Here is a 25346-nt window from a genome sequence, read left to right on the forward strand (position 1 = left end):
CGGCTGTGAATGGTCACCAAAAAGGTCCATTATTCGGAAATTAATTGAGCCAATTAGACGAGGACGACAGTGCGGCGAGCCGAACAGATTGAACTTGCGCTAGCGCCCAGGCCGGAAGGCGTGCCGCTTCAGCGCTGGCTCTACGACGAGTTGCGCAAGGCGATCTTGACGGGGACGTTGCCGCCGGGCGCGCGCCTGCCTTCCACACGCGATCTCGCAGCGCGGTTTCGACTGTCGCGCGGAACGGTGCTGGGCGTTTTCGCGCAACTTGAGGCGGAAGGGTATCTATCGGGCACCGTGGGGCGAGGCAGTTTCGTTGCGACCGAACTGCCGGATCGACGCATCGACAGCGGCGAGCATCGGACGTCGCCCAGAAAGCGCGATGGCCGGCCGCTTGCCCGCGAGCGCAATCGCGACGGCGACAACGGCACGCAACCGCCTGGTGTCGAGTTGTCGACGCGTGGCCGCTTGCTCGCGCGGAGCGCGTTTCAGCTCAGCGGCCGCACACATCCGGCGCGCGCGTTTCGCGCCAGCCAACCCGATCTCGACGCCTTTCCCTTCGAATTGTGGGCGCGGCTTGCGGCAAACCGGGTGCGTCGCGCGCAGCGGGATCTGCTCGGCGATGGCGAGGCGCAAGGATATCGGCCGCTGCGTGAAGTAATCGCCGCTTATGTCGGCCCGTCGCGCGGCATTCGATGTTCGGCGGACAACGTCGTCGTGTTGGGCAGCGTTCAGCAGGCGATCGATCTGACCGCGCGTCTCCTGCTCGATCCCGGCGACACTGCTTGGATGGAAGATCCCGGCTATCCCGGCGCTCGTTTCGTGCTCGAAGCGGCGGGCGCGCGAGTGATCGGCGTGCCAGTCGACACAGCCGGCGTCGATGTGTCATGGGCCCGTCAGCACGCCGCAGCAGCGCGTCTGGCCTATGTCACCGCCGGCCGCCAGGCGCCGCTGGGTCCGCCGCTCGCGCTCGAACGGCGCCTGTCGCTGCTCGAATGGGCGCGCGACCGAGGCGCCGTCATCATCGAGGACGACTACGACAGCGAGTACCGCTTCGAGGGTCACCCGCTCGCCGCGATGAAGAGCCTCGACGATCACGGACACGTGATCTACTGCGGCACCTTCAGCAAGCTGCTGTTTCCCGCGTTGAGGACCGCGTACGCGATCTTGCCCGACCGGTTAGTCGAGCCGTTCGTGGCCGCGCTATCGTCGACGGCACGGCATGTTCCAACCGATCAGCAATCAGTGCTGCACGACTTCATCGCCGACGGCCATTTCGGCCGGCACATACGGCGCATGCGCATGCTCTATGGCGAGCGAGCCGAGGCGCTGACGTCGGCGGTCGAGCGGCATCTCGCGGGCTTGCTTGCGCTTGCGCCGATCGTGGCGGGGCTCGACGCGCCCGCCTTTCTGCCGCAAGACGCCGACGACACCGATGCCGCGCAGCGAGCGGCACGCGAAGGTATCGAGACGCGTGCGCTGTCGCTATACGCGATCGACCGTGCCGCGCCGCCGGGGCTCGTGCTCGGTTTTGCGTCGATCGGTGTCGAGGAAATAGAGTCCGGGGTGATCGCTCTTGCTCGAGCGTTGACGCGCCGTTCGCGATGAGCCTGCGCGACAGTCGCGGGCCCAAGTGACGCTAACTGCATGGCTCAGCCCGCAGACCGTTCGCGACGTTTTGCCTGCGAATTCTGACCTTGCCAGCTCGCTTCATCGAGCAGACGATCGAACAGCCTGTTGCGCGCCGAATCATCCAGCGGCGACAATCGCGATGACGATGACGGTGACGATGACCGGCGAAGCGGTAAGGCTCGCGGGGGCAAAACGGGCGGCATCGCAACGCGACTAGCCGACGCTTTGTCCGCGATCACGCGTTTGCACGCGGTCCGGTTAGAAACGTGCGGCGTCGATCACAGCATCGGCAAATGCTTTCGGCGCTTCCTGCGGCAGGTTATGTCCGACACCCCCGCCGATGTTCCGGTGCGCGTACTTGCCCGTGAACTTCTTCGCGTACGCCGCCGGGTCGGGATGCGGCGCGCCGTTCGCATCGCCTTCCATCGTGATGGTCGGCACGGCAATCGTCGGCGCCGTGGCCAGACGTTTTTCCAGATCGTCGTACTGCGCCTCGCCCTTCGCCAGCCCCAGACGCCAGCGATAGTTGTGAATCACCACCGCGACATGATCCGGGTTGTTGAACGATTGTGCCGAGCGCTCGTACGTTGCATCGTCGAAATTCCATTTCGGCGATGCCGTGCGCCAGATCAGCTTGTTGAAGTCGTGACGATTTGCGTCATAACCCGCCGTGCCGCGCTCGGTGGCGAAGTAGAACTGATACCACCACGCTAGTTCCGCTTTCGGCGGCAGCGGCGCGCGGTTCGCTTCCTGGCTGCCGATCAGATAACCACTTACCGACACCATCGCCTTGCATCGTTCCGGCCACAACGCGGCAATGATATTTGCCGTACGCGCACCCCAGTCGAAGCCGCCCAAAATCGCCTTGTCGATCTTCAACGCATCCATCAACGCGACGATGTCGACCGCCACAACAGCCTGCTGCCCGTTGCGCGGCGTATCGGCGGACAGGAACCGCGTCGTGCCATAACCGCGCAGATACGGCACGATGACCCGATAGCCGGCTGCTGCGAGCAACGGCGTGACTTCGGCGAACGCGTGGATATCGTATGGCCAGCCGTGCAGCAGGATCACGACCGGTCCGTTCTGCGGTCCCGCTTCGGCGTAGCCGATGCTGAGCGTGCCCGCGTTGATCTGCTTGAGGTTGTCGAACGAGGCGACGCTCGATCCCGCCTTCGTGCTATTGGACTGCGCATTGGCAAGCCCGCTCAGTCCCAGTTCCATCAGGCTGAGGCCCGCAACCGTCGTCCCGAGCAAACGACGCCGCCGCATATTGATCTGGTCAGACATGGCGATTCCTCTAAAAGATTAAGCGCTAGCGAGCCGTGCCGGATCGCTCTCACTGAAAGACGGCCCCAACGGCCGCAAGCGGATGGCCGGATCCAGACGGGTCCACGGAAGGTCGACGGGATCGGCAGCCATCGGCCCCGGCGCTTTCGCCACGAGGATCGCCTCGGCGATAGCCTCGAAATCCGCGCGAAAATGCACCGAACTCTTGTTGACGAGAATCTTCATCTGCTCGGGTTCGATGCCGGCCACGCGGAACAGGTTGCGATCGAACACCTGCATCTTGACCGAGCTCACCGCAATCCTGACGCCTTCGATCCGCAAACAGGCGACCGGCCCCAACTCGCCTTGCATGCCGTTGAGCATCGGGCCATCGAAACGGAAACGTCCGTCCGACAGGTGCTCGACTTCGAACACACCTTCCAGCGGCGCATCGCCCCGCACACCGGAACGTCCGCCCAGCGCGAGTGAAATGCGCGCGCCCACTCCCGCGCGATGCGCCGCTGCCGCAGCCTCCGCATCCCAGATCACGCCCACCGCCGCATCGGTGGCGCCATTGCGCAACAGCGCGCGCACCATCCCCATGGTGTTCGAATCGCCGCCGACGCCCGGGTTGTCCTGCGTGTCCGCGATGATGACCGGCTTGGCCGCCGTGCTGCTCACGCGGATTGCTTCGAGCGCTGCTTCGTCGGGTGTCAGGAACGGCACATCCCAGCGCGCTTCATCGCCGGCGATCTTCGCGAACAGCGCGTCCGCTGCGTGTTCTGCCGCCGCTTTGTCGAATGCATAGGCCCAGATCGTCGGGCCGCACTCGGGAAAATCGGCTGCGGGAAAGCCCGGCGCAAACGACACGGTCACCACGGGCCGCTCCTCGAGATCCTCCAGCAACCGGTACATCCCACGTGCAGGCTCGACCAGCGTGCACATGCCGTTCACGGGAATCAGGAAGGGCACTCGACGCACCGCCCGATGCAACGGGCGCCCTTCGCGCATCAGATCTTCGAGAAGCCGTGCAGCGCGCTCGCCGGTTTCAGCCATGTCCACATGAGGATAGGTTCGATACGCCACGAGCACGCTCGCGTGTTCGAACATGCGAGCGGTCACGTTGGCATGCAGATCCAGCGACACGACCACCGGCATGTGGACGCCGACGATCCGGCACACGCGTTCGAGCAGTTCGCCTTCGCCGTCGTCGTGTTGCTCGGTCACCATCGCACCGTGCAGGTCGAGATAGATCGCGTCGAAGCCGCCCGCCTCGACAGCGGCGAGAATCTCGCCGCCGATCCGCTCGAACGCATCCGTCGTGACGTGTGCCGATGCGCTGGCGCCCGCCCAGATCACCGGCTTCAGTTCATGCCCGTTCGCTTCCATGACCTTGATGAAGCCGCCAATCGGCACATTGACGTCGCGAAGCCCGAACACGTCGTCGCCGCGGACCATGGGCGGAAAGCCCTCGCCCTGAACGAAGCTCGAATAAGACGCCTTGGTGGGCGCGAAAGTATTGGTTTCATGCTGGAAACCGGCGATCAGGATTTTCATGTGTTTCACCTTTTCTCAAACGACCTCGCGATACATCGGCGAGATGATAGGGATACCTATCTTTTAGATTTCGACAAAGACTTCGGAAAATGGACTCAGCCGCCGTCAGTCCTGCTTGAGCGTCAGCTTGCCCGTCAATATCAGAATGGCGGCCAACGCGGCGGCGCCAGCCATGACGAAGAGACCGGTATGCATGCTGCCCGTCGATGCCTTGGCCCAGCCGACCACAGCAGGACCCCAGAAGCCGCCTGAGAGTCCCACGGTATTGATGAGCGCAATGCCACCCGCCGCCGCCGTTCCCTCGACAAGCTGGGACGGAATAGCCCAAAAGACCGTATAGGCCATCCAGAGACAAGCTGTTCCCATAGTCAACGCCACGAGTGTGAGCATCACATTCCCGTCGGCGAAGATGGCCGCGACCAGGCAGACCGCCGCGCCGAGCGCCGGAATCGCGCAGTGGTAGCGGCGCTCGCCGACCCGGTCCGAGCTGCGGCCCGCGAGGTACATGCAGACGGCGGCTGCGACATAGGGAATCGCGCTGTACCAGCCGAGGCGGATCGTGTCGCTCACGCCCTGCTCTTTCAGCAGCGTCGGCAACCAGAAGCTGATCGCATAGATGGGAAAGATGATGCTGAAGTAAGCGAACGCGAGCACATAGACTCTCGGGCTCTTCAGCACGGCCTTGAACGAGTCCGCACGATGCTCGGTCGGCGCGGTTTCGCGTCCGAGCAGTAACTTCTCGTCGTCGTTCAGCCAGCGCGCCTGATCGGGCCGGTCGGACAATACGCGCAGCGTCACGAGGCCGAGCACGATGCACGGCAGGCCTTCCACGAGAAACATCCACTGCCAGCCGGCCAGGCCGCCGACACCGGAAAGACTCGTCATGAGCCATGCGGACAACGGGCCGCCGACAATCCCGCCGAGCGGTCCGGCGACGAACACGAGCGCGATGGCGCGGGCCATCCGCGCGGGTCCATACCAGCACGACAGGTAATAGATCATGCCCGGCGCGAAGCCCGCCTCGAACACGCCGAGCAGAAATCGCATGGCATAAAAGGCCGGCACGCTGCGTACGAATAGCATGCAGGCCGACGTGATGCCCCACAGCACGAGAATGCGGCTGAACGTGCGCCGCGCGCCGACTCTCGGCAGCATGAGATTGCTCGGCAGTTCGAACAGGACGTAGCCGATAAAGAAGATGCCCGCGCCCACGCCGTATGCAGCGTCCGAAAAACCCAGGTCGGTCTGCATCTGCAACTTGGCGAAGCCGACATTGACGCGGTCCAGATACGCGAACATGTAGCAGGTCAGGAGAAACGGCAGGAGCCGCCAGTTGAGCTTGCTGTACAGCGCTGAGGCAGGATCGCCGGCGGCCGATGGATGGATTGCTGACATGCGTGTCTCCCGGTTTTGCGTCCGTGGGCCCGTCGTGCGGGTTAAGTTGATGGTGGCAGGGCAAAACCCCACTAGCAAGAGCAACTAAGTTCACATATCGTTGCTCATTGAACAACGCTCATCCCGCGCTGGAGCGATCGAATGCGAGAAATCAACCAGCAGCGTCTTCGGTATTTCCACGAAGTGCTGACCCACGGCACCATCCGCGGCGCCGCCGACCACATCAATACGTCGCCGTCGGTCATCACGCGGCAGATCAAGCTTCTCGAAGACGAATTGGGCACTGTCCTGTTCGAACGCCAGGCGCGCGGCGTTAGGCCGACGGAGGCCGCGGCGCATCTGCTCGAGTTCTGGCAGGGCTACCGATCGCAGCAGGAAAAGCTCGAGGACCAGTTGCACGCGTTGCGCGGGCTTCAGAAGGGACGCATCCAGTTGTCCATCAGCGAAGGTTTCGTCGACACGCTCGTCGACGACGTGCTGGCGCCGTTTTGCACGCGCTATCCGCACCTGGACATCAGCATGACGACGCAGGCCGTGGACGCGCTGCTGGACGACGTGGCGGAAAGCCGGGCGCATATCGGGCTGGCTTACAATCCGCCGCCCCATCCGCGTATCGAATATCGAGCCAGTTCGCACCAGCCTGTGGTGTTGCTCCTGAGGAAAGACCACCCGCTCGTCAAACGGAAAGGGCCGGCGGGTGTCGATGATCTGCGTGCCTACCCGCTCGCGCTGATGCCCTCTACGTTCGGCATCGGCCATGTCGTTTCGATGTTGGAGTTGGCGGAGAACGTGGTGATCCGCCCTACATTGACGACCAACTCGCTGAGCGCACTGAAGCGTTTCGTGACGGCGGAAAACTTCGTGACGCTCATCGGAGAATTTGCTGCCTATCGTGAGCTCGCCAGCGGTGAACTGACCACGGTCCCGATTGCGCATCCGTTGTTTGAAAGTGCGCAGGCCCGAGCGCTGGTCAAAAGCGGCCGGCCGCTTGCAGCGGGGCCGCTCGAACTGCTCAAGTGGATTCAGGAACGCATGCCGATGTTCTCTACGTCCAAAGCGAAAGAAAGCCCACGGCGAAAGGCAGGCGGGCGACGGAACGGTTGACGGCGCATGGCGTGCGCAAGTGGCCGAACAATCGACCCCGGAATAGGCAAACGGGCCGCAGCGATTTTGTGTGTCGCTGCGGCCCGTCTTTGTGGATCAGGCCTCGTTACGGTCGTGGCCTAATCGGCCGCCTGGCACGGCTCTATAGCGCGCGGGCTGCTAGTGTTCCGTTCCGCTGATTCGCGAACAAAGTCTGTGTAGTTTTTCGAGGATGGAATCAGCGGAAGCAGTCCACATGAATGGCTTGCAGTTTTCGTTGTAGTGGGAAACGAACTGATCGATACGCTTGATCAGTTGTTTGACCGAGCCAAACGAGCCCCTGCGGATGGCCTTGTCGGTGATCAGCGCAAAGAAGCGTTCGACCTGGTTAAGCCACGAACTGTAGGTAGGAATGAAATGCATGTGCCAGCGGGGCTTTGCTGCGAGCCACGCCTTGACTTTGGGATGCTTGTGACTGCCATAGTTGTCCACGATGCAGTGCACGTCGAGTTCAGCCGGTACGGCCTTGTCGATTTCGCGCAGAAACGACAGGAACTCCTGATGCCGATGACGCGGCTTGCAGGTCGCGAGCACTGCGCCGTTGAGTACGTTCAGGGCGGCGAACAGCGTGGTGGTGCCATGACGAACGTAGTCGTGGGTAACGCCTTCGACGTAGCCGAAACCCATCGGCAGCATGGGTTGCGTGCGTTCGAGCGCCTGACACTGGCTCTTCTCGTCCACGCACAGGACCAATGCATTCTCGGGCGGGCTCAGGTACAGGCCAACCACGTCGCGCAGTTTCTCGATGAAGAATTGATCGGTCGAGAGCTTGAAGCTTTCGCTGCGATGCGGTTGCAGGCCCAGCAGCTTGAAGTACCGGTGCACACTCGTGGGCGAGATAGCCGTTTCGGCGGCGATCGTGCGCACGCTCCAGTGCGTGGAGCCATCCGCTGGCTTGGTGTGCAGGGTCTTGTGAATCAGCTGCGCCAGCCGCTCATCGTCAATCGTGCGCGGCTTGCCGGGACGTACTTCGTCATACAGCCCGTTGATGCGATGCTCCAGGAACCGGAGACGCCACTTGCCCACCGTGGCACGCGTGAGCTGAAGACGCTGGGCAATGGCGCTGTTGGGTTCCCCGACAGCAGCAGCCAGCACGATGCGCGCACGCGTCACCAGCGCCGCCGAAATCGAGCGCGAACGCGCTATCGAAGTCAGTTGCGAGTGCTCATCTTCACTCAACACCAGTTCGGCCTTCGGTCGTCCCATGGGCATGCTGGCATCTCCCGTTCCATTGATACCAGCATGCTACGTGAACATAGATTAGTTAACAACAGAACGGCACACTAGAAACGTGCGACGTCGATCACGGCATCTGCAAATGCTTTCGGCGCTTCCTGCGGCAGGTTATGTCCGATCCCGCCGCCGATATTCCGGTGCGCGTACTTGCCGGTGAACTTCTTCGCGTACGCCGCCGGGTCGGGATGCGGCGCGCCGTTCGCATCGCCTTCCATCGTGATGGTCGGTACGGAAATCGTCGGTGCCGTGGCCAGGCGCTTCTCCAGATCGTCGTACTGCGCCTCGCCCTTCGCCAGCCCCAGACGCCAGCGATAGTTGTGAATCACCACCGCGACATGATCCGGGTTGTTGAACGATTGCGCCGAGCGCTCGTACGTTGCATCGTCGAAATTCCATTTCGGCGATGCCGTGCGCCAGATCAGCTTGTTGAAGTCGTGACGATTTGCGTCATAACCCGCCGTGCCGCGCTCGGTGGCGAAGTAGAACTGATACCACCACGCTAGTTCCGCTTTCGGCGGCAACGGCGCGCGGTTCGCTTCCTGGCTGCCGATCAGATAACCACTCACTGAGACCATCGCCTTGCATCGTTCCGGCCACAACGCGGCAATGATATTTGCCGTACGCGCACCCCAGTCGAAGCCGCCCAAAATCGCCTTGTCGATCTTCAATGCATCCATCAACGCGACGATGTCGACCGCCACGACGGCCTGCTGCCCGTTGCGCGGCGTATCGGCGGACAGGAACCGCGTCGTGCCATAGCCGCGCAGATACGGCACGATGACCCGATAGCCCGCTGCTGCGAGCAACGGCGTGACTTCAGCAAAGGCATGGATATCGTACGGCCAGCCGTGCAGCAGGATCGCGACCGGTCCGTTCTGCGGACCCGCTTCGGCGTACCCGATGCTGAGCGTGCCCGCGTTGATCTGCTTGAGGTTGTCGAACGAGGCGACGCTCGATCCCGCCTTCGTGTTATTGGATTGCGCATTGGCAAGCCCGCTCAGTCCCAGTTCCATCAGGCTGAGGCCCGCAACCGTCGTCCCGAGCAAACGACGCCGCCGGGTGTTGATCTGGTCAGACATGGCTAATTCTCCTGTGTGCGACAGCGCTGAATTGAACAGTGCGCCCGCGGGACACACCGAATGGTTGGATCAAAACATCGCGAGGCGTGGCCGGCAGAAACGCCCGTCCTCGAAGCGGATTTGCGTTACGGCTTGGCGTAGATCGCGCCGAGACCAATCACTTCAGAGTCCGACGCACGCGAACCCGATGCCGAGCTGCCGGCCGTCGCCGGGCCGTATGACGACGACGCCAGGCCGTTCTGCGCACTCACGCGGGCCTCGGCGGCTTCGATATTCCTGGGGTAATGCGTTTCATCGCCCGCAGGGTTGTAACCGGCCTTCTCCAACTGCACGAGTTCCGCGCGGACCTGCGCCCGAGTGAGCGGCTGGTTCGATTGAGCGAACGATAACGCGGGGAGAGCAACAGCAGCGGCGACGATAAGCGATTGAATGACTTTCATGACCTTCACCTCGAGAAAATGTCTTCCACGCAAACGCCCGTTTGCGTTTCTGGTTAGCAAGGCCAGTTCGGCTGGCTTGGAAGCATTAGACCCCGTGGACGTATCTGACTTATGTCGGCAATACTCGTTGGTGATACGTTATGTACCCTGCTACGGTGCAGATACATTGCGATACAAAGAACGGGGGCGACGCAAAGGCGCTCGCCTTCCTGAGATTGCCGATCCGGACCGGGCCGGTTCAGCTTGCCTCTGACTCCTCGTCCATGATGAGCAGAAAGAGTGTTGCCTGGGAGGAAATGTTCAGTTTCCTGTAGAGATTGCGCCGGTGAACCTTGGCCGTGGCGGGTGACACGCCTAGCTGTCTCGCCATGTTCTTGGTCGAGTGACCGGCGAGAATCATCAGCGCGACTTCGATCTCGCGACGGGTCAGCGACGCATTGGATCGCTTGCGCAATGCCTGTTCGAAGTGAAGGCGACGGTCGCTTCCCGCCGCCGAACTCGCCGGCGGCGGCAGCATAGCGGTCTGCGCGGAGAGCACATGGCACATCAGCGGAAGTAACCATGCGCCGTAAAGACAGAGGGTGCCGACTTCGGCCGAGCTGAAGCGCCGTTCACTGCCCATCGACACCGACAGCGTTCCTCCCGAAGGCAGCGGCGCCAGCAACTGCACCTCGTCTTCGAGCACGTTCACCGAAAAATAGCGGCGAAAGTATTCGGTCTCCCGGAAATGATCGGGCGCGACTTCATCCAGACAATACACGCCTGGACTGATCGCGCCGAGGCTGAATTGATAGAAAGGGTCCAGCAAATAGACGCTGTTCAGATAGCCCTTGAACAGGTCGTCGTGCGGTGTGCGGGTTTGTGTCTCCGCGATCAACTGAGGTTTTCCGTTGGGCCAAAAGATCATCGCCACCCAGTTGTCGAAGTGGACCACTTTGCGCAACAGGTCGATCAGCGCATGCCAGAACTGTTTGTCGTCGAGTTTTTCGACCAGGCGTCCGAGCCGCTGATGAAATGCAACGTCCGATACCTCAAGCGGCATGTCAGTTTCCCCCACTACCCCTAAAAGGGTAGGTCGCTCCATCGTTCTAGCCCTTCGGCCTGATTTTCACCCGTTTCCGCCGACCCTACCATCTCAGTACCCCGGCGCATAGGCAACGGCAAGGCTTGCCCGCAGCGGGCAACACAGGAGAAAAGTATGGGTATCAGAGACATCGGTGTTCGAGTCGGCCACGGCACACCAGGTCCATTCAACAGCATCACCGACGTGCAAGGCGTCAGAGTCGGTCATCGTACCCTGGTCGAAAATCGGGCAGAAGTCCCGGTGCGGACCGGCGTGACGATCATCGAGCCGCGCCCTGGCATCGCACGGTTCGATCCATGTTATGCCGGCGTTCACGTGCTTAACGGAAACGGCGATGCCACCGGCCTGGAGTGGATACGCGAGTCCGGCTTACTGACCACGCCCATCGCGTACACCAACACGCACAGCGTCGGCGTGGTTCGCGATGCGCTGGTTGCCGCAGAACGCGCAACGCTCGGCGATAGCCAGTACTGGTGCATGCCGGTGGTGCTGGAAACCTTCGACGGGGTGCTGAACGATATCTGGGGGCAACACGTCACCGCGGCGCATGTTCACGAGGCGCGGGCCGCGGCCCGCAGCGGACCTGTCGAGCAAGGGTCGGTTGGCGGCGGCACCGGCATGATTTGCCACGAGTTCAAAGGCGGCATCGGCACTGCCTCGCGCCGCCTCATGCCGCAGGACGGCGGCTGGACCGTCGGCGCACTGGTCCAGGCCAACTACGGCCGGCGCGATGCGCTGCGCGTGGCCGGCTATCCGGTCGGCGACGTGCTGCGCCACCTGCCCTCGCCATTCGACAAGCGTCAGACGGGCGTCCCTGGAATGGGATCGATCGTGGTGACGCTCGCGACCGACGCGCCGCTTCTTCCACATCAGTGCGAGCAGGTTGCACGACGCGCAAGCATTGGATTGGCCCGCGTGGGCGGCGGCACCGAATATTCCAGCGGCGACATCTTCATCGCGTTCTCGGTCGGCAATCGCGGCATACCTCCGGCGGATTACGGCAAAGCGATCGAACCCGTGATCAGCGTGCGCAGCGTCACTCACGATTTTATTTCTCCGCTATTCGTCGCGGCCGCGGAAGCCGTCGAAGAAGCGATTCTCAACGCGCTTGTCGCTGCTGAAGATACGAACGGACAGCACGTGCATGTCCCCGCGCTGAGCGCGGCCCGACTGCTGAAAGCACTGGAGCAGGTTGGCTGGCGTCCGTTCACCAATTGACGCTTCTTCTCCTTGTATGCGCTACCTCATTCAAACCGGAAGACCACTATGACATCCCGCCATCTCATTAGCGTAGTCACTGGAATCCTCGCAGCATCGGGCATCCTGGCGGCGACCACTCACCCTGCCAAAGCCGAAGAACTAAATGTCTACAACTGGTCGGACAATATCGCCGAGGACACCGTGTCGGGGTTCGAAAAGGAAACCGGCATTCATACGCGATACGACGTGTATGACGGCGACGACACCTTGCAGGCAAAGTTGCTGAGCGGTTCATCCGGCTATGACGTGGTGGTGCCGTCGTCCGCTTATGCCGGCAAGCAGATTGAAGCGGGCGTCTATCGGAAACTCGACAAGAGCAAGATTCCAAACCTGGCCAATCTCGATCCCGTGCTCATGAAGATGCTGGCATCCGCCGATCCCGGCAATCAATACACGGTGCCCTGGTCATGGGGAACGGACGGCATCGGCTACAACGTCACGAAGGTCACGCAAATATTGGGCAACGACGCACCCTACGATAGCTGGGACATGCTATTCGATCCGCAATACTTGTCCAAGCTGAAAACCTGCGGCGTATCCGTGCTCGACTCTCCTGAGGACGCTTTCTCGGTCGGCTTGATCTACCTGCACAAGGATCCCAATAGCACAAACCCAGCGGACTATCAGGCCGTGTACAAGCTGTTCAAAACGATCCGCCCGTACATCACCCAGTTCAATTCTTCCGGCTACATCAACGACCTCGCCAATAACGATGTCTGCATCGCGCTAGCATGGTCGGGCGACGTCGGGATTGCAAAGCGGCGTGCAGAGGAGGCACATCGCGCCTATGAGATTCGATACGTCATTCCCAAAGGCGATGGCGTGCTGTGGTTCGATCTGATGGGCGTTCCAAAAGATGCGCCTCATCCTGAAGCCGCGATGCAATGGATCAATTACATTCTTCAACCGAAGGTCAGCGCGGCGATCACCAATCAGGTTTACTATCCGAACGCCAATGCCGCTGCGCGTGCTTATGTGAAGCCGGCGATCCTCGACAATGAAGCGGTCTATCCTCGCGGTGAGAAGATGAAATCGCTCACCCTGTCATTGCCTTTGCCGGCCGAAATCCTCCGCCTTCAAAACAGGCTGTGGACGCAGCTCAAAGCGGGGCGGTAATTTACAATGCTGTGGATGAGCCCCTCATCAACAGCATCGATGCGAGACGTACTGACTTCCTATTTCTGGAGTGGCGATGCCATTCGCAGTCGAAGCGTGAGTGACATCGTGCTGTCAGGCACGCTCGACGTGCCTGTGCCCCCCGCTCGTGTGCTTGCGGATTGGGACAGGGAGACGTCGTCGCGCATGGTCCTCGAACCCGGTGACGTCGAGGTCATGCCGTTGGCGCGAACGCAGGTGCGCTGGCCGGACTACACGCGCTGCGTGCGGGCAATGTCCGAGTGGACGGGCGCGCTCGGACTGCCAGACGTGCTTGCCGTCAGCGACATTGCGCTCATGGCCTGCCGCGGCGCGAGGTATCACCATGACGGTGCGCAATATGGCGGTGCGGCCTTTTGCAATCTGTTCCTCAGCGAAGACAAGGGGCTGGATGTGCATTTTCCCGGTACGGGCCATCGCATTCCTCTGACTCGCGGCACGGCCTTGATATTCGACACCGGCCAGCCTCATGGGGTGATTCGGCGCGGCAGCAGCGGGTTTAATGCGGCCGACTTCGCGCGGGATCAGGATTGCACGCAAATATTCCTGACGTGGGAGCTTCCTATCGAAGATGTGCATGTAGCGCACGCACTTAAAGTTGCCTTCGACATTGCCTCTTCAATTTCTTTGCACGCGGATGAAGAGCAAGTGTGCGTGAATGGCGAACCGGCCATGGTGTGCCCGGAAACTGGTCGTTGGCGTCGGGTTGAATGATCGTCAGGGTTTACAGCGGGTTGTCGCGGTTGAGCCTTGCCTCGTGCAGGCAACAGCCTCAAGATTGGGCGACAGTCGTCGCACAACGAGAATGGTTATGACACGCCCGCGAACCGGAACACGGACGCCCGAAAACGCCGTAACCGATGTGTCCATCGCACAGACCTCACTGCCTCAAGCGCGCATCGTCGAACCGCTGTCCTCGCCGACGTATTGGCATAAAGGCACGGCCTTGTTCGCCGCGCTGGTGGTGACCGCACTGGCGTTCCTCGCAAGCCGAGGCCTGCGGGCCATGACCGGGCAGGTTGCGCCGATGTGGCTGAGCAACGCGGTGCTGCTCGCTCAGATGATCGTCGCCCGGCGGGAACAGCGGCGCTGGGTGTTCTGCGGCGGCGCGTTAGGCGACTTCACCGCCAGTCTGCTGATAGGACGCAGCCTGCACACGTCTGTCTCGTTCATGTCGGCGGATATGCTTCAGGTCGTCATCGCATTCGCATTTGCTCCGCGCGTGACGACCGTGGCCGAGTTTATCCGTCCCAGACCGCTCGTCAAATTTCTGTTCGGCGGCGTGCTGCTTGCGTCGATCGCGTCAGGCTTGTGGGCCACGCTTTTGCTCGAGGGCAAAATCGGCCATTTTCTTTTGCCCACATTGGCGCCCTGGTTCATCTCGGATGGTTTGAGCCTCATCATCATCACGCCGGTCGCAATGGTGTTCTGGAGCGGTGAGCTTGCCCGGGTTCTGCGTAGCGGCAATCGCTTCAGGACCTTCGCGCTGGTCGCGTTGGTGGGCGTCGTGACGAGTGGCATCTTCGGTTTGCAGCTAAGCGCTCCCTTGTTGTACTGGGTACTTCCGCCCATCGTGCTGCTCGCTTTTCAGGCCGAGATTGCGGGTGTTCTGCTCGGCTTGCTTCTTTGTCTCGCGATCGCGCTCTGGTTCACCGCACACGGTTCGGGGCCGCTCTGGGCTTATCCGTTCGAGAGCATGCAGCATCGCGTTTTCGCCTTGCAGTTGTTTTTTGTGGCCGCACTCGGCGTGGCGTTGCCGATCAGCGCGATCCAGATGCAACGCAATCGCATGATCGGTCTCGTGCGTGACGGCGAAAAGCGTTTCCGGACGCTGGCTGAAAACGCCACGGATGTGGTGATGAGCATGCAACTCGACGGCAAGCTGACTTACGTCTCGCCGCGTGCGTTCGAGGCATGGGGTCGCGCGCCTGAACAACTAATCGGCATGCACTACGCGGAGTTGGTCGATGCCGCCGATCGCAACAGCTTGGCGGCGATGATCGAGCAGGTCGCGGCCGGCCGAGGCGACGCCTCGCAGATCAGCCGTTTTCCGCGCGACGGCGGTCTGCGCTGGATAGAAACTCACGTGCGTTCCGTGATCGATCCGTTGTCCGGAACATTGAACGGCCTCACCGCCATCGCGCGTGACGTGACGGAACAAAAAGCCATCGAACAGCGCCACGCCGATGAGCGCCGCGAACTGGAAGGCCTCGCGTTCCGCGACAGTCTCACGGGACTATCCAATCGCCGCTACTTCGATCGCGAACTCAAGCAGCGCTGCCAGCAGGGTTCGCATGCACAGACCTATCTGGCTGTCGTCATGATCGACGTCGACAACTACAAGAGCTACAACGATCACTTCGGGCATCAGACAGGCGATGAATGCCTGCGCACCATCGCCCGCTCGATAGCGTCTTCTTCTGCAAAGTACACCGACCTGGTCGCGCGCTATGGCGGCGAGGAATTCGCCTTGATCCTGGCGCACGCCGAACCGGATCGGGCACTCGCCGTCGCCGAGCAGATCCGCGAGGACGTGGAGAAACTGCGGCTTCCTCATCCGCCGAGCGTCTCGGGCGTCGTCACGATCAGCCTGGGCGTCTGCGCGCAGCGTAGTGAAAAGTGCGGCGATGGCAGCAGCGTGGTCGCTGCCGCCGACATGGCGCTGTATTCGGCAAAGCGGCTCGGCCGCAACCGCACGTGCGTGGCCTGACGACGCGTCCAGCTATCGCGTGCGAATCAGGCGGCCATTCATTCGGCGTCGAGATAGCGTGGCTCGCTATGCGGCAATGCCTTGCGTGACCGGTGCGGCGCAAACCGCTTCGCGCTCGTGTACTTCGGGCTCGATCGTCGTGATTGGCGTGACCATCTTCGCCAGCGGCAGGCGCACCACGAAATCCGAGCCGCGGCCCAGTCCCTCGGAAAACGCTTCGACGGTGCCACCATGGCTCGCGACGATATCGCGCACCACCGCCAACCCGAGTCCATGACCCCTGGTGCCCAATGCGCGGCCCGCAAGCCCCCGCGCGTAGGGCTTGAAGATGGTCGCAAGCTCGCCCGGCGCGATGCCGATCCCTTCGTCGCTCACGCTGATATAGCAGTAACGCCCGGCGCGGGACGCCGTTACCTTGATCGCATCCGCAGCCGCCGAATATTTGAGCGCATTGACCAGCAGATTGACGAACACCTGGGTCAGCTTGCCGAAGTCGCCTTGCACCGGCAACGGCGCGTCGCTTGCCGTCAGTTGAATCGGCGCGTGATCTGGCGCGCCCGCTTCTGCTACCTGAACACAATGCGCGAGCAGATCGCCGACATCGACCGGCGCGGGATGCGCGACCGTTCTCTCGCGCGACGCACATGCCAACGCGCCCAGCGCCGGTTCAAGCGAACCGACGAACTCCGCATCGTCCGGCGCCATCAATTGCTGGGCCAACTGACCGAGCACGCTTGCCTGCCGTGAGAGTAGAAGCGCGTACCGCGTCAACTGTTCGTCATGGCTGTACTGGGTGTTCAACAAACGCGCGAGCAGGCCGAGCGGCGTGATGGCATTGCGGATTTCGTGGCCTATCGTTGCGCCGATCGAGGCTTGGTTCGTTTCATCGCTACGCTCGGCAATGGTGACGACGCTCTCCGAACGTTGCACGCTCTGCCCACTAGCCTGCGCGCGCGAATGCCCGGAAGTCTCGACGCGCGGCGGCTCGATCTTCGCATCGTGCAAGCGCTCGATTTCCCGCGCCTGCGCCGTGCGAAGCTTTTGCACGCAGTACGTGCACAAACCGATGATCGGCCGCGCCGCGAGCTTCTCCTTCAGCGAGGCTTCATAGTCGAGCAGCGCAGCCCAGTCGGTGGTTTCGTTGCAGACGGCGTCGCCGGCCACGCGCAGTCCTTCGAAGCCTCGCCCCAGCGCGTCGTTGATCGCCTTCGACCACAGGCCCACGGTGGCGCCGCCGTTGAAGCCCGTTTTAGGCGAGGCGTAGATCTGCCCGCCGTCGAGAATCTGCAATTGGCCTGCGTCGATATATTCAGCGAGTGCGGGCGCGCTTCGCGTGAGCATATAGCGGGCTTTGTCGGGTCCCAGCAACGCGGGCGCAACCCACACGGCCGCTTCGCGATTGGCGAGTCCGGCATGCAGGAAGTCCGCGGTGACGCTGAGCAATTCGCTACGCGATTCGTAGAAGTGACACAGATGTGAGCCCCAAGAGAGGGCGCCAAGCGCTGGAAAACCGCTTTTACGCGTTCCGGTGGTCATCGTTTCCCTGAAAGTGCGTGGGTCAAGAACCACAGTCGCGCCAGGGTTTAACGATGTCCCGCGCGCTCGAATATAAATGTCACGGCACCTCCCGCGTCGATCCGGCGCCCCTGCTGAAGGACAGGAAGCGGATCCGCCGCGTTGGTGCTCGATATTTGGGATTCAGCAGGATTTGAAAGTACGCGACAGCCCGTTTTGAAAGAATAGATATTTTCCCCAGGCATGTTTTTTGACGCGAATGAGCGTTTGGTCACATGTGCGTCAATCGCGTTTGGTATACGACTTGAAAATGGGTCAATGCGCTCACGGCGGCCAGGTGCTCGCCACGAGCAGTTCCTCCGCATTGTTCGGCGGACGCAGACCGTCAGTCCTGCCCGCGAAGTAGCGCTGGGTCAGATCGGCCGCCGAGACATGCCGCGCCTCGCCAAAGCCGGCGTCATGGGCCAGCGCCAGCATCTCCGGCGGGGTGAAGAAGCTGAGAAAAGGTGTCCCGCTTGCTCGCGCGCTCTTCTCCGCCATTTCGAGCCCCGGACGTACCTCGGGGTCCGCCAGTTGCAGCGGGAGCAGGAAGGTCATGGCGAGCGTCGACCCTGGCGCGAGGGCCGCGATCTGGCGCAGCGTGGCCAAGTTCGCGTCGCGGGTGAGATACATACTGACGCCCGTGGAGACCACGATCGCCGGCTTGCTGTCATCGAAGCCGGCAGCCATCAACTCGTCCCGCCAGCTCCGGCCCGCTTCGAAATCGACCGGCACGAAGCGCAGCCAGTCTGGCACGCCGAAGCCGAGTTCGATCAGGCGCTGACGCTTCCATGCCTGAGGACCTGGCGGGTCGATCTCGAACACCTTGAGGCGGGCCGCGATCTCCGGCCTGCGCTGGGCGAAGCTGTCGAGCCCCGCGCCGAGGATGACGTACTGACTCAGCCCTCGCCCGGCCTGTTCCACGACCAGGTCTTCGATGAAGCGCGCCCGAGCCACGATCGAGGCGCGAAAGGGACGCGTGAACTGCGGGTCCATGTCTCCGCGGCCACGCCAGTCCTCGCCCGGAGCCAGCAGCTTGAGGCCGATCTCGTCTTCCAGCACATGCGGCGGCGGGTCGGCCGCGACATGCAGCGCGCGCCACAAGGCGACGCGCGCAGCGGTGCTGTCAGGTGCTACATCTCGCTTCTCGTTCATGACTCGATCCAGCTGGTTCGTTCTCGGCCCCTGGTCGCGATCGCACAGAGTCACCTGCCGCGATCCTGCCGCCCGCAACAGGCTATGATGGACAAGTGAGTAGACGAGCCGATGACGGGGGACAGCGTGTCACAGACAAGCCCTGATCGCAAGACGACGTTCAGCAAAGGCCTCTTATGGTTCGTTGGACTGTGGCTGCTCGGCGTCGCCGGGGCGGTGCTGCTCGCGCTGCCGTTTCGTCTTCTGATCGCCGCGGCAATGCATTATCAGCATTGAGGCGTTCCTTCCGCTTCAAGGACGGTCGAGCATTTTTGGCAACTGTCCAAGCTGTCGAAACAGCGAGAGCCAGTCCTCGAGATGCCAGGTTATCTCGATCAGATTTCCACGCATCTGATGGAAAGAATGGATCGCGAATTTCACATGCTTCGAACTCGCGTCGATGCCGAGCAGCGTCCCGGTTTGCGTTCCGCTGATCTCCGCGCGAACCCCTATCCGGTCGCCATGCACCAGCAAATCGAGAATTTCGACTTTCATGTCCGGCAGCGCGGTCGCTATGTCATGGAACACCTGAACCATTTGACCAGGTCCGTGGGTGGTGCCGCGAGGCTCCGGAATGTACTGCCAGTCAGCGGTGACAACCTTTGCCAATAACTCGACGCTTTTCTGCTCGAACGCTCGATAGAAGCCTTCAACCGCTTCTCGAGCCACCACTTCGTCGGTACCTGAGGTCATGATCTGTTGCTCCTGAAGGTGCAAGTCAACATGTTAGACCGAATCATCTCGGGCGGCTTCAGGCCTTCATCGTCAGCCCGCCATCTATTTGCAATGCGAACGAATGCCGCTGTCTTTTTGCCCATCCGGCGCGCCAGAACGCGTCTCGAAGCCGGCGCCCAGTTCCCACAAAATACCTGCTCGGTATAACATCTGTGGGCGTGATGGACGTCAACCATGTCACGCGTGTTGCGCCCTCCCCACGACAAGGCAAGGCGGTATGCATGCCCGAGGTGGCCGCAACAGCTAACCTGCTTCAATCATTCAAACAAAACTCGCGCCCGCCTCCGGCAAGTGAAATGCGTAGGCGGAACGACATGGGTTCTACTGCTGTCGGAATCCGTAACGGTCTCTCAACACTCAAGCCGATGCCCAACGAAATCCCGGAACCGCAAGCAATTTGTAATGACGTCTCCCGCAGCGCGATCTTTATTGTCGCCACCATCGCGAACGATCGCGATCAGGAGGCCAAGGTACGCGAATGGTGCGGCGACATTGCCGCCCTCGTGCGCGCGGTCGGCACGCGTGTGCCGTCCGGCAACCTGTCGTGCGTCTGCTCCTTCGGCTCCCACGCATGGGACAGGCTGTTCGGCGCGCCCCGGCCCGCTCTGCTGCATCCGTTCCGGGACATCGGCGAAGGCGAACGTCGCGCGTTGGGCACGCCGGGGGACTTCCTGCTGCACATCCGCGCGGATCATATGGATCTCTGTTTCGAGCTCGCCACGCAGTTGCTCGGCGCGCTCGGCGACGCGGTCACCGTGGTCGATGAAGTTCACGGGTTTCGCTACTTCGATATGCGCGACATGGTGGGCTTCGTCGACGGCACCGAGAACCCGACAGGCCGCGCCGCCGACGAGTACACACTCATCACCGAAGACCCCGGGTTCGAGGGCGGCAGCTATGTTCTGGTGCAGAAGTACCTGCACGACATGGACGGTTGGAATGCGCTTTCCGTCGAGACTCAGGAGCGCATTATCGGTCGCAAGAAATTGTCCGACGTCGAGCTCGACGCAGCGGTCAAACCGTCGTCGTCGCACAGTTCGCTGACCACGCTCACCGAGAACGGCAAGGAAGTGAAGATCTTGCGCGACAACATGCCATTCGGCCGCCTCGGCGCGGGCGAGTTCGGCACCTACTTTATCGGCTACGCGTGTTCGCCCGCGCCGATCGAGCAGATGCTGGAGAACATGTTCATCGGGCGGCCGCCGGGCAACTACGACCGGCTGCTCGACTACAGCCGCGCCGTCACGGGCGGCCTCTTCTTCGTGCCGTCGGCCACCTTGCTCGAGTCGCTCGCGGACCGCGATCCGCCGAGCGTCACGGCCGCCATCGAAACACAGCCCGAACCGTCTTCGCCCGCCGAGCCGCGCCACGACGGCTCGCTGAATATTGGCTCTCTCAAGGGAATCTCCCAACATGAATAACCTGCATCGCGAGCTCGCCCCCATCTCCAGTGCCGCCTGGTCGCAGATCGAAAACGAAGTGGCGCGCACTTTCAAACGCAGCGTAGCCGGCCGTCGCGTGGTCGACGTCAAGGGTCCGGGCGGAACAGAGTTGTCCGGCGTCGGCACGGGGCATCAGACCGCGATTACCGCGCCTCAACAAGGCGTCGTGGCCAAGCTCGCGGAGGTCAAGCGTCTGGTCGAGTTCACCGTGCCGTTCGAGTTGCAGCGCGATGCGATCGACAGCGTGTTGCGCGGCGCGAACGACGCCGACTGGCAGCCCGCAAAAGACGCAGCGAAAGAGCTCGCCTATGCCGAAGATCGCGCGATCTTCGACGGATACCAGGCAGCGGGAATCGGTGGGATTCGCGAAGGCTCGTCGAATGCGCCGCTCGCGTTGCCCGCCGACATCGGCGATTATCCGCACGCGATCGGCAACGCGCTCGAAGAGTTGCGGCTGGCCGGTGTGGACGGTCCTTATTCCGTGCTGCTCGGCGCCGATGCCTACACGGCGCTCAGCGAGGCGCGCGACCAAGGCTATCCGGTGATCGAGCATATCAAGCGGATCGTGAACGGCGACATCATCTGGGCACCCGCGCTGACCGGCGGCAGCGTGCTCTCTACGCGAGGCGGCGACTTCGAATTGCACCTCGGTGAAGATCTGTCGATCGGCTATCTCAGCCACACCGACTCGGTAGTGCGCCTCTATCTGCGCGAGACGCTGACATTCCTGATGTTGACGAGCGAAGCGTCGGTATCGTTGACGCTCGCTGAATAAGCGCGGGTCGTTGCGGGCTTAGGCACGCAACGACCGTTTCATCCGCGACCGGCGATGTCGGTGTCAGTGGTAACCGGCATCCCCTTCCCGCACCTTGCCACGGAACACGCGGTACTGCATGGCGTTGTAGACGAGGATGATCGGCAGCACGATCACCGTGCCGACCAGCGTAAACAGCTGGCTCGAATGACTCGACGAGGCTTCCCAGATCGTCAGCGAAGGCGGCACGATGTTCGGCCAGATGCTGATGAGCAAGCCGCTGTATCCGAGAAAGCACAGCGCAAGCGTGAGCAGGAACGGCATCGCTTCATGCTGCAGACGAAGCGATCGAAAAATGCCCCACACACAGGCCAGAACGAGAATCGGCACTGGCATGAACCATCCGAGATAGCCGCTCCCAAACCAGCGATGCTCGACCGCCGGCAATCCGATCACGGTCCAGAGACTCACCACGAAGATTATCCCCAGCAGCACAGCCAGCAACGGCCGCATCACCTCGCGCATCTTGCGCTGCAGTTCGCCTTCCGTCTTCAGGATCAGCCAGCCGCAGCCAAGCGTCGCATAGGTGAAGAGCACACCGATCCCGCAGAACAGGCTGAACGGCGACAGCCAGTCGAACGGATCGCCGGCAAAACGGCTATCGACGATCTTGATACCTTGCAGCAGCGACCCCAGCACGATGCCCTGGCAGAGCCCCGCGAGCGCCGACCCGGCAATGAAGGCGAGATCCCACGCGTGCTGGGTCCGCGTGGCCTTCGCGCGCAATTCAAAGGCTGCGCCGCGGAAGATCAGTCCCACGACCATCAAGATCAGCGGCAGATAGTTCGCCGGCAGCAGCGTCGAATAGACGACCGGGAACGCTCCATACAGTCCCGCGCCGCCGAGCACGAGGAACGTCTCGTTGCCGTCCCAAACCGGCGCGATGGTATTGAGCATCACTTGCCGATCGCCTTTCTCCTCGAAAAACGGAAACAGCAGACCGATGCCGAGATCGAAGCCGTCCAGCATCACATAGATAAAAACGCCGAGGCCGATGATCGCAGCCCACACAACCGGAAGATCGATTTGCATGGCGTCACTCCCGTTCCAGTGCGTCCAGCGGACGATTGCGCAGCACCGGATGCTTGACGGACTGGCGGGCGTCGGCCTGTTCCTCCGGTCCGCGCTTCATCATCTTGAGCATGCAGTAGACCCCCATACCGAACACCAGGAAATACACGAGCACGAAGATCAGCAACGACACGCCCGCTTGCTGGGCACTGATCGGCGAGAGTGAGTCTTCGGTGCGCAGAACACCATAGACCGTCCAGGGCTGGCGGCCGACCTCCGTCGTCACCCACCCGGCCAACAGCGCGACGATTCCCGACGGTCCCATGCACAGCACGAAAATCTGATACCACCGAGTCTCATAGAGACGGCCTCGCACCCTGAGTAGCAGCCCTAGCAACGCGGCCAACAGCATCAACATGCCGAGGCCCGCCATGATCCGGAAGGTCCAGAAGATGATTGGCGAATACGGGCGGTCTTTGGCGGGAAATTCCTTGAGCCCGCGGATTTCTCCGTCCCAGCTATGGGTCAGAATGAGGCTGCCCAAATGCGGAATTTGCAGCGTGTAGCGCGTCACTTCCGCATTCATGTCGGGCAGACCGACCAGATTGAGCGCCGTGCCGCCTTTCTCGGTTTCCCACAGGCCTTCTATTGCGGCGATCTTGGCGGGCTGATATTGGCGAGTGTTGAGGCCGTGCGCATCGCCGACATAAATCTGGATCGGCGTGAGCAAAAGCAGAATCCACAGCGCCATCGAAAAACTACGCTTGATGGGTCCGTCGCGCCGGCCATGCAGCAGATGCCACGCCCCGCACGCGGCGACGATAAAGCCCGCGACGATGAACGCGGCGATGGTCATATGCGCGAGCCGGTACGGGAACGACGGGTTGAAAATCACTTTCATCCAGTCGACCGGCACGATCCGGCCGTTCTCCATGGCGAATCCCTGCGGCGTTTGCATGAAGCTATTCGACGCGAGAATCCAGAAGGTGGACATCAACGTGCCGACCGCCACCATCAGCGTGGCGAAGAAGTGCGCGCGCGGACTCACACGCTGCCAGCCGAACAACATGACGCCGAGGAAGCCGGCCTCGAGAAAGAACGCCGTCAACACTTCATAAGTCAGGAGCGGCCCCGTGATATTGCCGGCAATGGTGGAAAAGCCACTCCAGTTGGTGCCGAACTCGTAGGCCATCACCACGCCCGAGACCACGCCCATGCCGAAGCCGACCGCGAAGATTCTCGACCAGAACAGAAACATGTCCTTGTAGACCACGTCGCCGGACAGCAACCATCGCCCCTCCAGCACGGCGAGGAAACTGGCCATGCCTATACTGATCGCGGGGAAAATGATGTGAAATGAAACCGTGAACGCAAACTGGAGCCTGGCGAGGTGGAAGGCATCGAAGATTTCCATGATTGATCGGCGGCTCCAGGTTGTACCGGCACTTGCGCAAAGATGAACACCTCGCGAAGCTGAGAGACATCACTCAGCCGACGAATCGTGCGCCTCCCGTCTCCTTCCTTGTAGAAGAGTTCGAGAGGCATCAGCACGTCCGCTTCCGGATAATACGCGCCACACCGCCGACACGCTCGCTGCGTGTCCTTGCCCGTTGCTCACACCACGCCTTCAGGATCCGGCGCCCTCTGTGGACTCGGTGCTGCCGACTTCGTCGGACGACTTCTTCTTTGGCATAACGAACCTAAAAAACCGCCCTTGAATTCTATGAGTGGATTGTGAGTAAGGGAATATTGGTTTTTCCGATGACGGGCATGGGCCGACATGCCCGACGCTATCGTGCGGCGAGACGACGCGCTCTAACGCGCTTGAACGTCCCTACTTGCCGGTCTCTCGGCGGCTCTGCTCCGCAACGGTGAGGATAGCCTCAGGCATGACTTCGAGTCGCTCCTTGGGGATCGGTTGGCCGCTTTCATCGGAGAGACCGTAAGTGCCGTCGTCGATCTTCTGCAGCGCACGCCCAATGTCCGCAACGCGCTGGTCGTTCACGTCGTGCAGCGACTGATTGATTTCATTCTGCGCCATTCCCTGCGCCGCGTCCTCGTACTCCTCGGCCTCGTCGCCGTGCTCCTCCTGAGCCGTTCTCCCGTCTGCGATCGTATCTTCCTCGCCGCCCAGCAGTTCCCGACGCAGCGCCTCCAGGCGCTTGCGCTGCTGCGCGATGAACTCGTCACTCAAGCCACTCTGTTGCTCCGACATGGTCTTCTCCCTCTGTGTGATTGGCCCTCTGAACGTTGGGACAGCGCCATCAACTATCGTCGACGTTGTCCGCGTAATGGTCGACGGCAACTTTGCATTCGTCGACCACGACCTGAAGGAAAGCAGGATCGTTTCTTTCCACCCATCGTTCCACATGCAGGAAACGCTGCGTGCCAAGATCGGCGATGCGCTCAGCGTCCGAGGTCGTGACATCGACCGTGACGGTCCCTCGACTTGCTTGCAGAGGCGAGAGCGTCGCGGAGAACTGAAATCGTCTATATGAAAATTCTTGTACCATAGCGCCTCCTTGCCAAAGATGAGTTAAACGTACGGTTTCTTCATACGAGTGCGCATCTTCGTGCGCGCCAGCTTGCGATCACCATGGTCACGCTACTGAGATTACGGCATGATGGCGCTTAGC

Annotated in this window: 23 protein-coding genes; 9 read left to right on the forward strand and 14 right to left on the reverse strand. The window is 61.6% G+C overall.

The features are described 5' to 3' along the window. The first annotated feature begins 69 nt into the window (after positions 1 to 69). Positions 70 to 1608, forward strand: a complete 1539-nt coding sequence (locus HF916_RS25315) for a PLP-dependent aminotransferase family protein (protein ID WP_168791502.1) — start codon at positions 70 to 72, stop codon at positions 1606 to 1608. A gap of 282 nt (positions 1609 to 1890) precedes the next feature. Here HF916_RS25315 and HF916_RS25320 read toward each other — a convergent pair whose 3' ends face one another. The 3 genes from HF916_RS25320 to HF916_RS25330 all read right to left on the reverse strand — a co-directional run bounded on the left by HF916_RS25320 (position 1891) and on the right by HF916_RS25330 (position 5853). Then, positions 1891 to 2922: an alpha/beta hydrolase gene (locus tag HF916_RS25320; RefSeq protein WP_168791503.1), complete on the reverse strand. Its 1032-nt coding sequence runs from the start codon at positions 2920 to 2922 to the stop codon at positions 1891 to 1893. Positions 2923 to 2940: 18 nt separating this feature from the next. Further along, entirely contained in the window at positions 2941 to 4458 is a 1518-nt protein-coding gene (locus tag HF916_RS25325; RefSeq protein WP_168791504.1) for a M81 family metallopeptidase, read from the reverse strand. Between the two features lie 105 nt (positions 4459 to 4563). Further along, entirely contained in the window at positions 4564 to 5853 is a 1290-nt protein-coding gene (locus HF916_RS25330; protein ID WP_168791505.1) for an MFS transporter, read from the reverse strand. Between the two features lie 141 nt (positions 5854 to 5994). Between HF916_RS25330 and HF916_RS25335 the strand changes: the two genes are divergently transcribed. Beyond that, positions 5995 to 6957, forward strand: coding sequence for a LysR family transcriptional regulator (locus HF916_RS25335; RefSeq protein ID WP_168791506.1), 963 nt, complete (start codon positions 5995 to 5997; stop codon positions 6955 to 6957). Between the two features lie 159 nt (positions 6958 to 7116). Here HF916_RS25335 and HF916_RS25340 read toward each other — a convergent pair whose 3' ends face one another. The 4 genes from HF916_RS25340 to HF916_RS25355 all read right to left on the reverse strand — a co-directional run bounded on the left by HF916_RS25340 (position 7117) and on the right by HF916_RS25355 (position 10793). Continuing rightward, a complete protein-coding gene (locus tag HF916_RS25340) occupies positions 7117 to 8208 on the reverse strand; it encodes an IS630 family transposase (protein ID WP_168788681.1) in 1092 nt (363 codons plus the stop codon). A 71-nt stretch (positions 8209 to 8279) separates the two neighbouring features. Then, complete coding sequence (locus HF916_RS25345; protein ID WP_168791507.1) at positions 8280 to 9311, reverse strand: alpha/beta hydrolase; 1032 nt, start codon at positions 9309 to 9311, stop codon at positions 8280 to 8282. 125 nt (positions 9312 to 9436) lie between these two features. Further along, entirely contained in the window at positions 9437 to 9751 is a 315-nt protein-coding gene (locus HF916_RS25350) for a DUF4148 domain-containing protein (protein WP_168791508.1), read from the reverse strand. A gap of 238 nt (positions 9752 to 9989) precedes the next feature. After that, on the reverse strand, positions 9990 to 10793 hold the full coding sequence (locus tag HF916_RS25355; RefSeq protein ID WP_168791509.1) for a helix-turn-helix transcriptional regulator: 804 nt from the start codon (positions 10791 to 10793) through the stop codon (positions 9990 to 9992). A 156-nt stretch (positions 10794 to 10949) separates the two neighbouring features. Here HF916_RS25355 and HF916_RS25360 point away from each other — a divergent pair, with 156 nt between their 5' ends. From HF916_RS25360 to HF916_RS25375, 4 genes are all read left to right on the forward strand, one after another. Beyond that, positions 10950 to 12053 (forward strand): P1 family peptidase, encoded by a 1104-nt coding sequence (locus HF916_RS25360; RefSeq protein ID WP_168791510.1) that lies wholly within the window; start codon positions 10950 to 10952, stop codon positions 12051 to 12053. A gap of 48 nt (positions 12054 to 12101) precedes the next feature. Further along, a complete protein-coding gene (locus HF916_RS25365) occupies positions 12102 to 13211 on the forward strand; it encodes a polyamine ABC transporter substrate-binding protein (protein WP_168791511.1) in 1110 nt (369 codons plus the stop codon). A gap of 6 nt (positions 13212 to 13217) precedes the next feature. Beyond that, positions 13218 to 13964, forward strand: a complete 747-nt coding sequence (locus tag HF916_RS25370; protein ID WP_168791512.1) for a hypothetical protein — start codon at positions 13218 to 13220, stop codon at positions 13962 to 13964. 97 nt (positions 13965 to 14061) lie between these two features. Next, entirely contained in the window at positions 14062 to 15960 is a 1899-nt protein-coding gene (locus HF916_RS25375; protein ID WP_168791513.1) for a sensor domain-containing diguanylate cyclase, read from the forward strand. Positions 15961 to 16026: 66 nt separating this feature from the next. On the opposite strand, the gene HF916_RS25380 is transcribed toward HF916_RS25375, so the two are convergent. After that, on the reverse strand, positions 16027 to 17496 hold the full coding sequence (locus HF916_RS25380) for an MEDS domain-containing protein (RefSeq protein WP_168791514.1): 1470 nt from the start codon (positions 17494 to 17496) through the stop codon (positions 16027 to 16029). A 303-nt stretch (positions 17497 to 17799) separates the two neighbouring features. Then, on the reverse strand, positions 17800 to 18669 hold the full coding sequence (locus HF916_RS25385; protein ID WP_168791515.1) for a class I SAM-dependent methyltransferase: 870 nt from the start codon (positions 18667 to 18669) through the stop codon (positions 17800 to 17802). A 126-nt stretch (positions 18670 to 18795) separates the two neighbouring features. On the opposite strand from HF916_RS25385, the gene HF916_RS25390 reads away from it, so the two are divergent. After that, positions 18796 to 18945, forward strand: a complete 150-nt coding sequence (locus HF916_RS25390) for a hypothetical protein (protein ID WP_168789130.1) — start codon at positions 18796 to 18798, stop codon at positions 18943 to 18945. A gap of 15 nt (positions 18946 to 18960) precedes the next feature. Here HF916_RS25390 and HF916_RS25395 read toward each other — a convergent pair whose 3' ends face one another. Then, positions 18961 to 19425, reverse strand: a complete 465-nt coding sequence (locus HF916_RS25395; RefSeq protein ID WP_240975493.1) for an ester cyclase — start codon at positions 19423 to 19425, stop codon at positions 18961 to 18963. A 383-nt stretch (positions 19426 to 19808) separates the two neighbouring features. On the opposite strand from HF916_RS25395, the gene HF916_RS25400 reads away from it, so the two are divergent. Together HF916_RS25400 and HF916_RS25405 are read left to right on the forward strand one after the other, a co-directional pair. After that, the gene (locus tag HF916_RS25400; protein WP_168792150.1) at positions 19809 to 20864 is read left to right on the forward strand and encodes a Dyp-type peroxidase; all 1056 of its coding nucleotides are present in this window, start codon (positions 19809 to 19811) and stop codon (positions 20862 to 20864) included. Continuing rightward, positions 20857 to 21660: a family 1 encapsulin nanocompartment shell protein gene (locus tag HF916_RS25405; RefSeq protein WP_168791516.1), complete on the forward strand. Its 804-nt coding sequence runs from the start codon at positions 20857 to 20859 to the stop codon at positions 21658 to 21660. Before HF916_RS25400 ends, HF916_RS25405 begins: the two co-directional genes overlap by 8 nt. A 63-nt stretch (positions 21661 to 21723) precedes the next feature. Here the strand turns inward: HF916_RS25405 and cydB are convergent, their stop codons facing one another. The 4 genes from cydB to HF916_RS25425 form a co-directional block, all read right to left on the reverse strand. Further along, on the reverse strand, positions 21724 to 22731 hold the full coding sequence (gene cydB, locus HF916_RS25410) for a cytochrome d ubiquinol oxidase subunit II (RefSeq protein ID WP_168791517.1): 1008 nt from the start codon (positions 22729 to 22731) through the stop codon (positions 21724 to 21726). Between the two features lie 4 nt (positions 22732 to 22735). Beyond that, positions 22736 to 24124: a cytochrome ubiquinol oxidase subunit I gene (locus HF916_RS25415; protein ID WP_168791518.1), complete on the reverse strand. Its 1389-nt coding sequence runs from the start codon at positions 24122 to 24124 to the stop codon at positions 22736 to 22738. Positions 24125 to 24544: 420 nt separating this feature from the next. Continuing rightward, positions 24545 to 24925 carry a TraR/DksA family transcriptional regulator gene (locus HF916_RS25420; RefSeq protein ID WP_168791519.1) on the reverse strand — a complete coding sequence of 127 codons (381 nt, stop codon included), beginning with the start codon at positions 24923 to 24925 and terminating at the stop codon, positions 24545 to 24547. A 49-nt stretch (positions 24926 to 24974) separates the two neighbouring features. Then, on the reverse strand, positions 24975 to 25223 hold the full coding sequence (locus HF916_RS25425; RefSeq protein WP_168791520.1) for a hypothetical protein: 249 nt from the start codon (positions 25221 to 25223) through the stop codon (positions 24975 to 24977). Positions 25224 to 25346 lie beyond the last annotated feature (123 nt).

It is taken from the genome of Paraburkholderia aromaticivorans (genome assembly GCF_012689525.1).
In the GTDB taxonomy this organism is placed as follows: Bacteria; Pseudomonadota; Gammaproteobacteria; order Burkholderiales; family Burkholderiaceae; genus Paraburkholderia; species Paraburkholderia aromaticivorans_A.

Excerpts from the sequence above, each read along its gene's own strand:
- HF916_RS25320 (WP_168791503.1), bottom strand. The coding sequence starts at position 2,922 with ATGTCTGACCAGATCAATATGCGGCGGCGTCGTTTGCTCGGGACGACG.
- HF916_RS25325 (WP_168791504.1), bottom strand. The coding sequence starts at position 4,458 with ATGAAAATCCTGATCGCCGGTTTCCAGCATGAAACCAATACTTTCGCG.
- HF916_RS25330 (WP_168791505.1), bottom strand. The coding sequence starts at position 5,853 with ATGTCAGCAATCCATCCATCGGCCGCCGGCGATCCTGCCTCAGCGCTG.
- HF916_RS25335 (WP_168791506.1), top strand. The coding sequence starts at position 5,995 with ATGCGAGAAATCAACCAGCAGCGTCTTCGGTATTTCCACGAAGTGCTG.
- HF916_RS25340 (WP_168788681.1), bottom strand. The coding sequence starts at position 8,208 with ATGCCCATGGGACGACCGAAGGCCGAACTGGTGTTGAGTGAAGATGAG.
- HF916_RS25345 (WP_168791507.1), bottom strand. The coding sequence starts at position 9,311 with ATGTCTGACCAGATCAACACCCGGCGGCGTCGTTTGCTCGGGACGACG.
- HF916_RS25350 (WP_168791508.1), bottom strand. The coding sequence starts at position 9,751 with ATGAAAGTCATTCAATCGCTTATCGTCGCCGCTGCTGTTGCTCTCCCC.
- HF916_RS25355 (WP_168791509.1), bottom strand. The coding sequence starts at position 10,793 with ATGCCGCTTGAGGTATCGGACGTTGCATTTCATCAGCGGCTCGGACGC.
- HF916_RS25360 (WP_168791510.1), top strand. The coding sequence starts at position 10,950 with ATGGGTATCAGAGACATCGGTGTTCGAGTCGGCCACGGCACACCAGGT.
- HF916_RS25365 (WP_168791511.1), top strand. The coding sequence starts at position 12,102 with ATGACATCCCGCCATCTCATTAGCGTAGTCACTGGAATCCTCGCAGCA.
- HF916_RS25370 (WP_168791512.1), top strand. The coding sequence starts at position 13,218 with ATGCTGTGGATGAGCCCCTCATCAACAGCATCGATGCGAGACGTACTG.
- HF916_RS25375 (WP_168791513.1), top strand. The coding sequence starts at position 14,062 with ATGACACGCCCGCGAACCGGAACACGGACGCCCGAAAACGCCGTAACC.
- HF916_RS25380 (WP_168791514.1), bottom strand. The coding sequence starts at position 17,496 with ATGACCACCGGAACGCGTAAAAGCGGTTTTCCAGCGCTTGGCGCCCTC.
- HF916_RS25385 (WP_168791515.1), bottom strand. The coding sequence starts at position 18,669 with ATGAACGAGAAGCGAGATGTAGCACCTGACAGCACCGCTGCGCGCGTC.
- HF916_RS25400 (WP_168792150.1), top strand. The coding sequence starts at position 19,809 with ATGCCCAACGAAATCCCGGAACCGCAAGCAATTTGTAATGACGTCTCC.
- HF916_RS25405 (WP_168791516.1), top strand. The coding sequence starts at position 20,857 with ATGAATAACCTGCATCGCGAGCTCGCCCCCATCTCCAGTGCCGCCTGG.
- cydB (WP_168791517.1), bottom strand. The coding sequence starts at position 22,731 with ATGCAAATCGATCTTCCGGTTGTGTGGGCTGCGATCATCGGCCTCGGC.
- HF916_RS25415 (WP_168791518.1), bottom strand. The coding sequence starts at position 24,124 with ATGGAAATCTTCGATGCCTTCCACCTCGCCAGGCTCCAGTTTGCGTTC.
- HF916_RS25420 (WP_168791519.1), bottom strand. The coding sequence starts at position 24,925 with ATGTCGGAGCAACAGAGTGGCTTGAGTGACGAGTTCATCGCGCAGCAG.
- HF916_RS25425 (WP_168791520.1), bottom strand. The coding sequence starts at position 25,223 with ATGGTACAAGAATTTTCATATAGACGATTTCAGTTCTCCGCGACGCTC.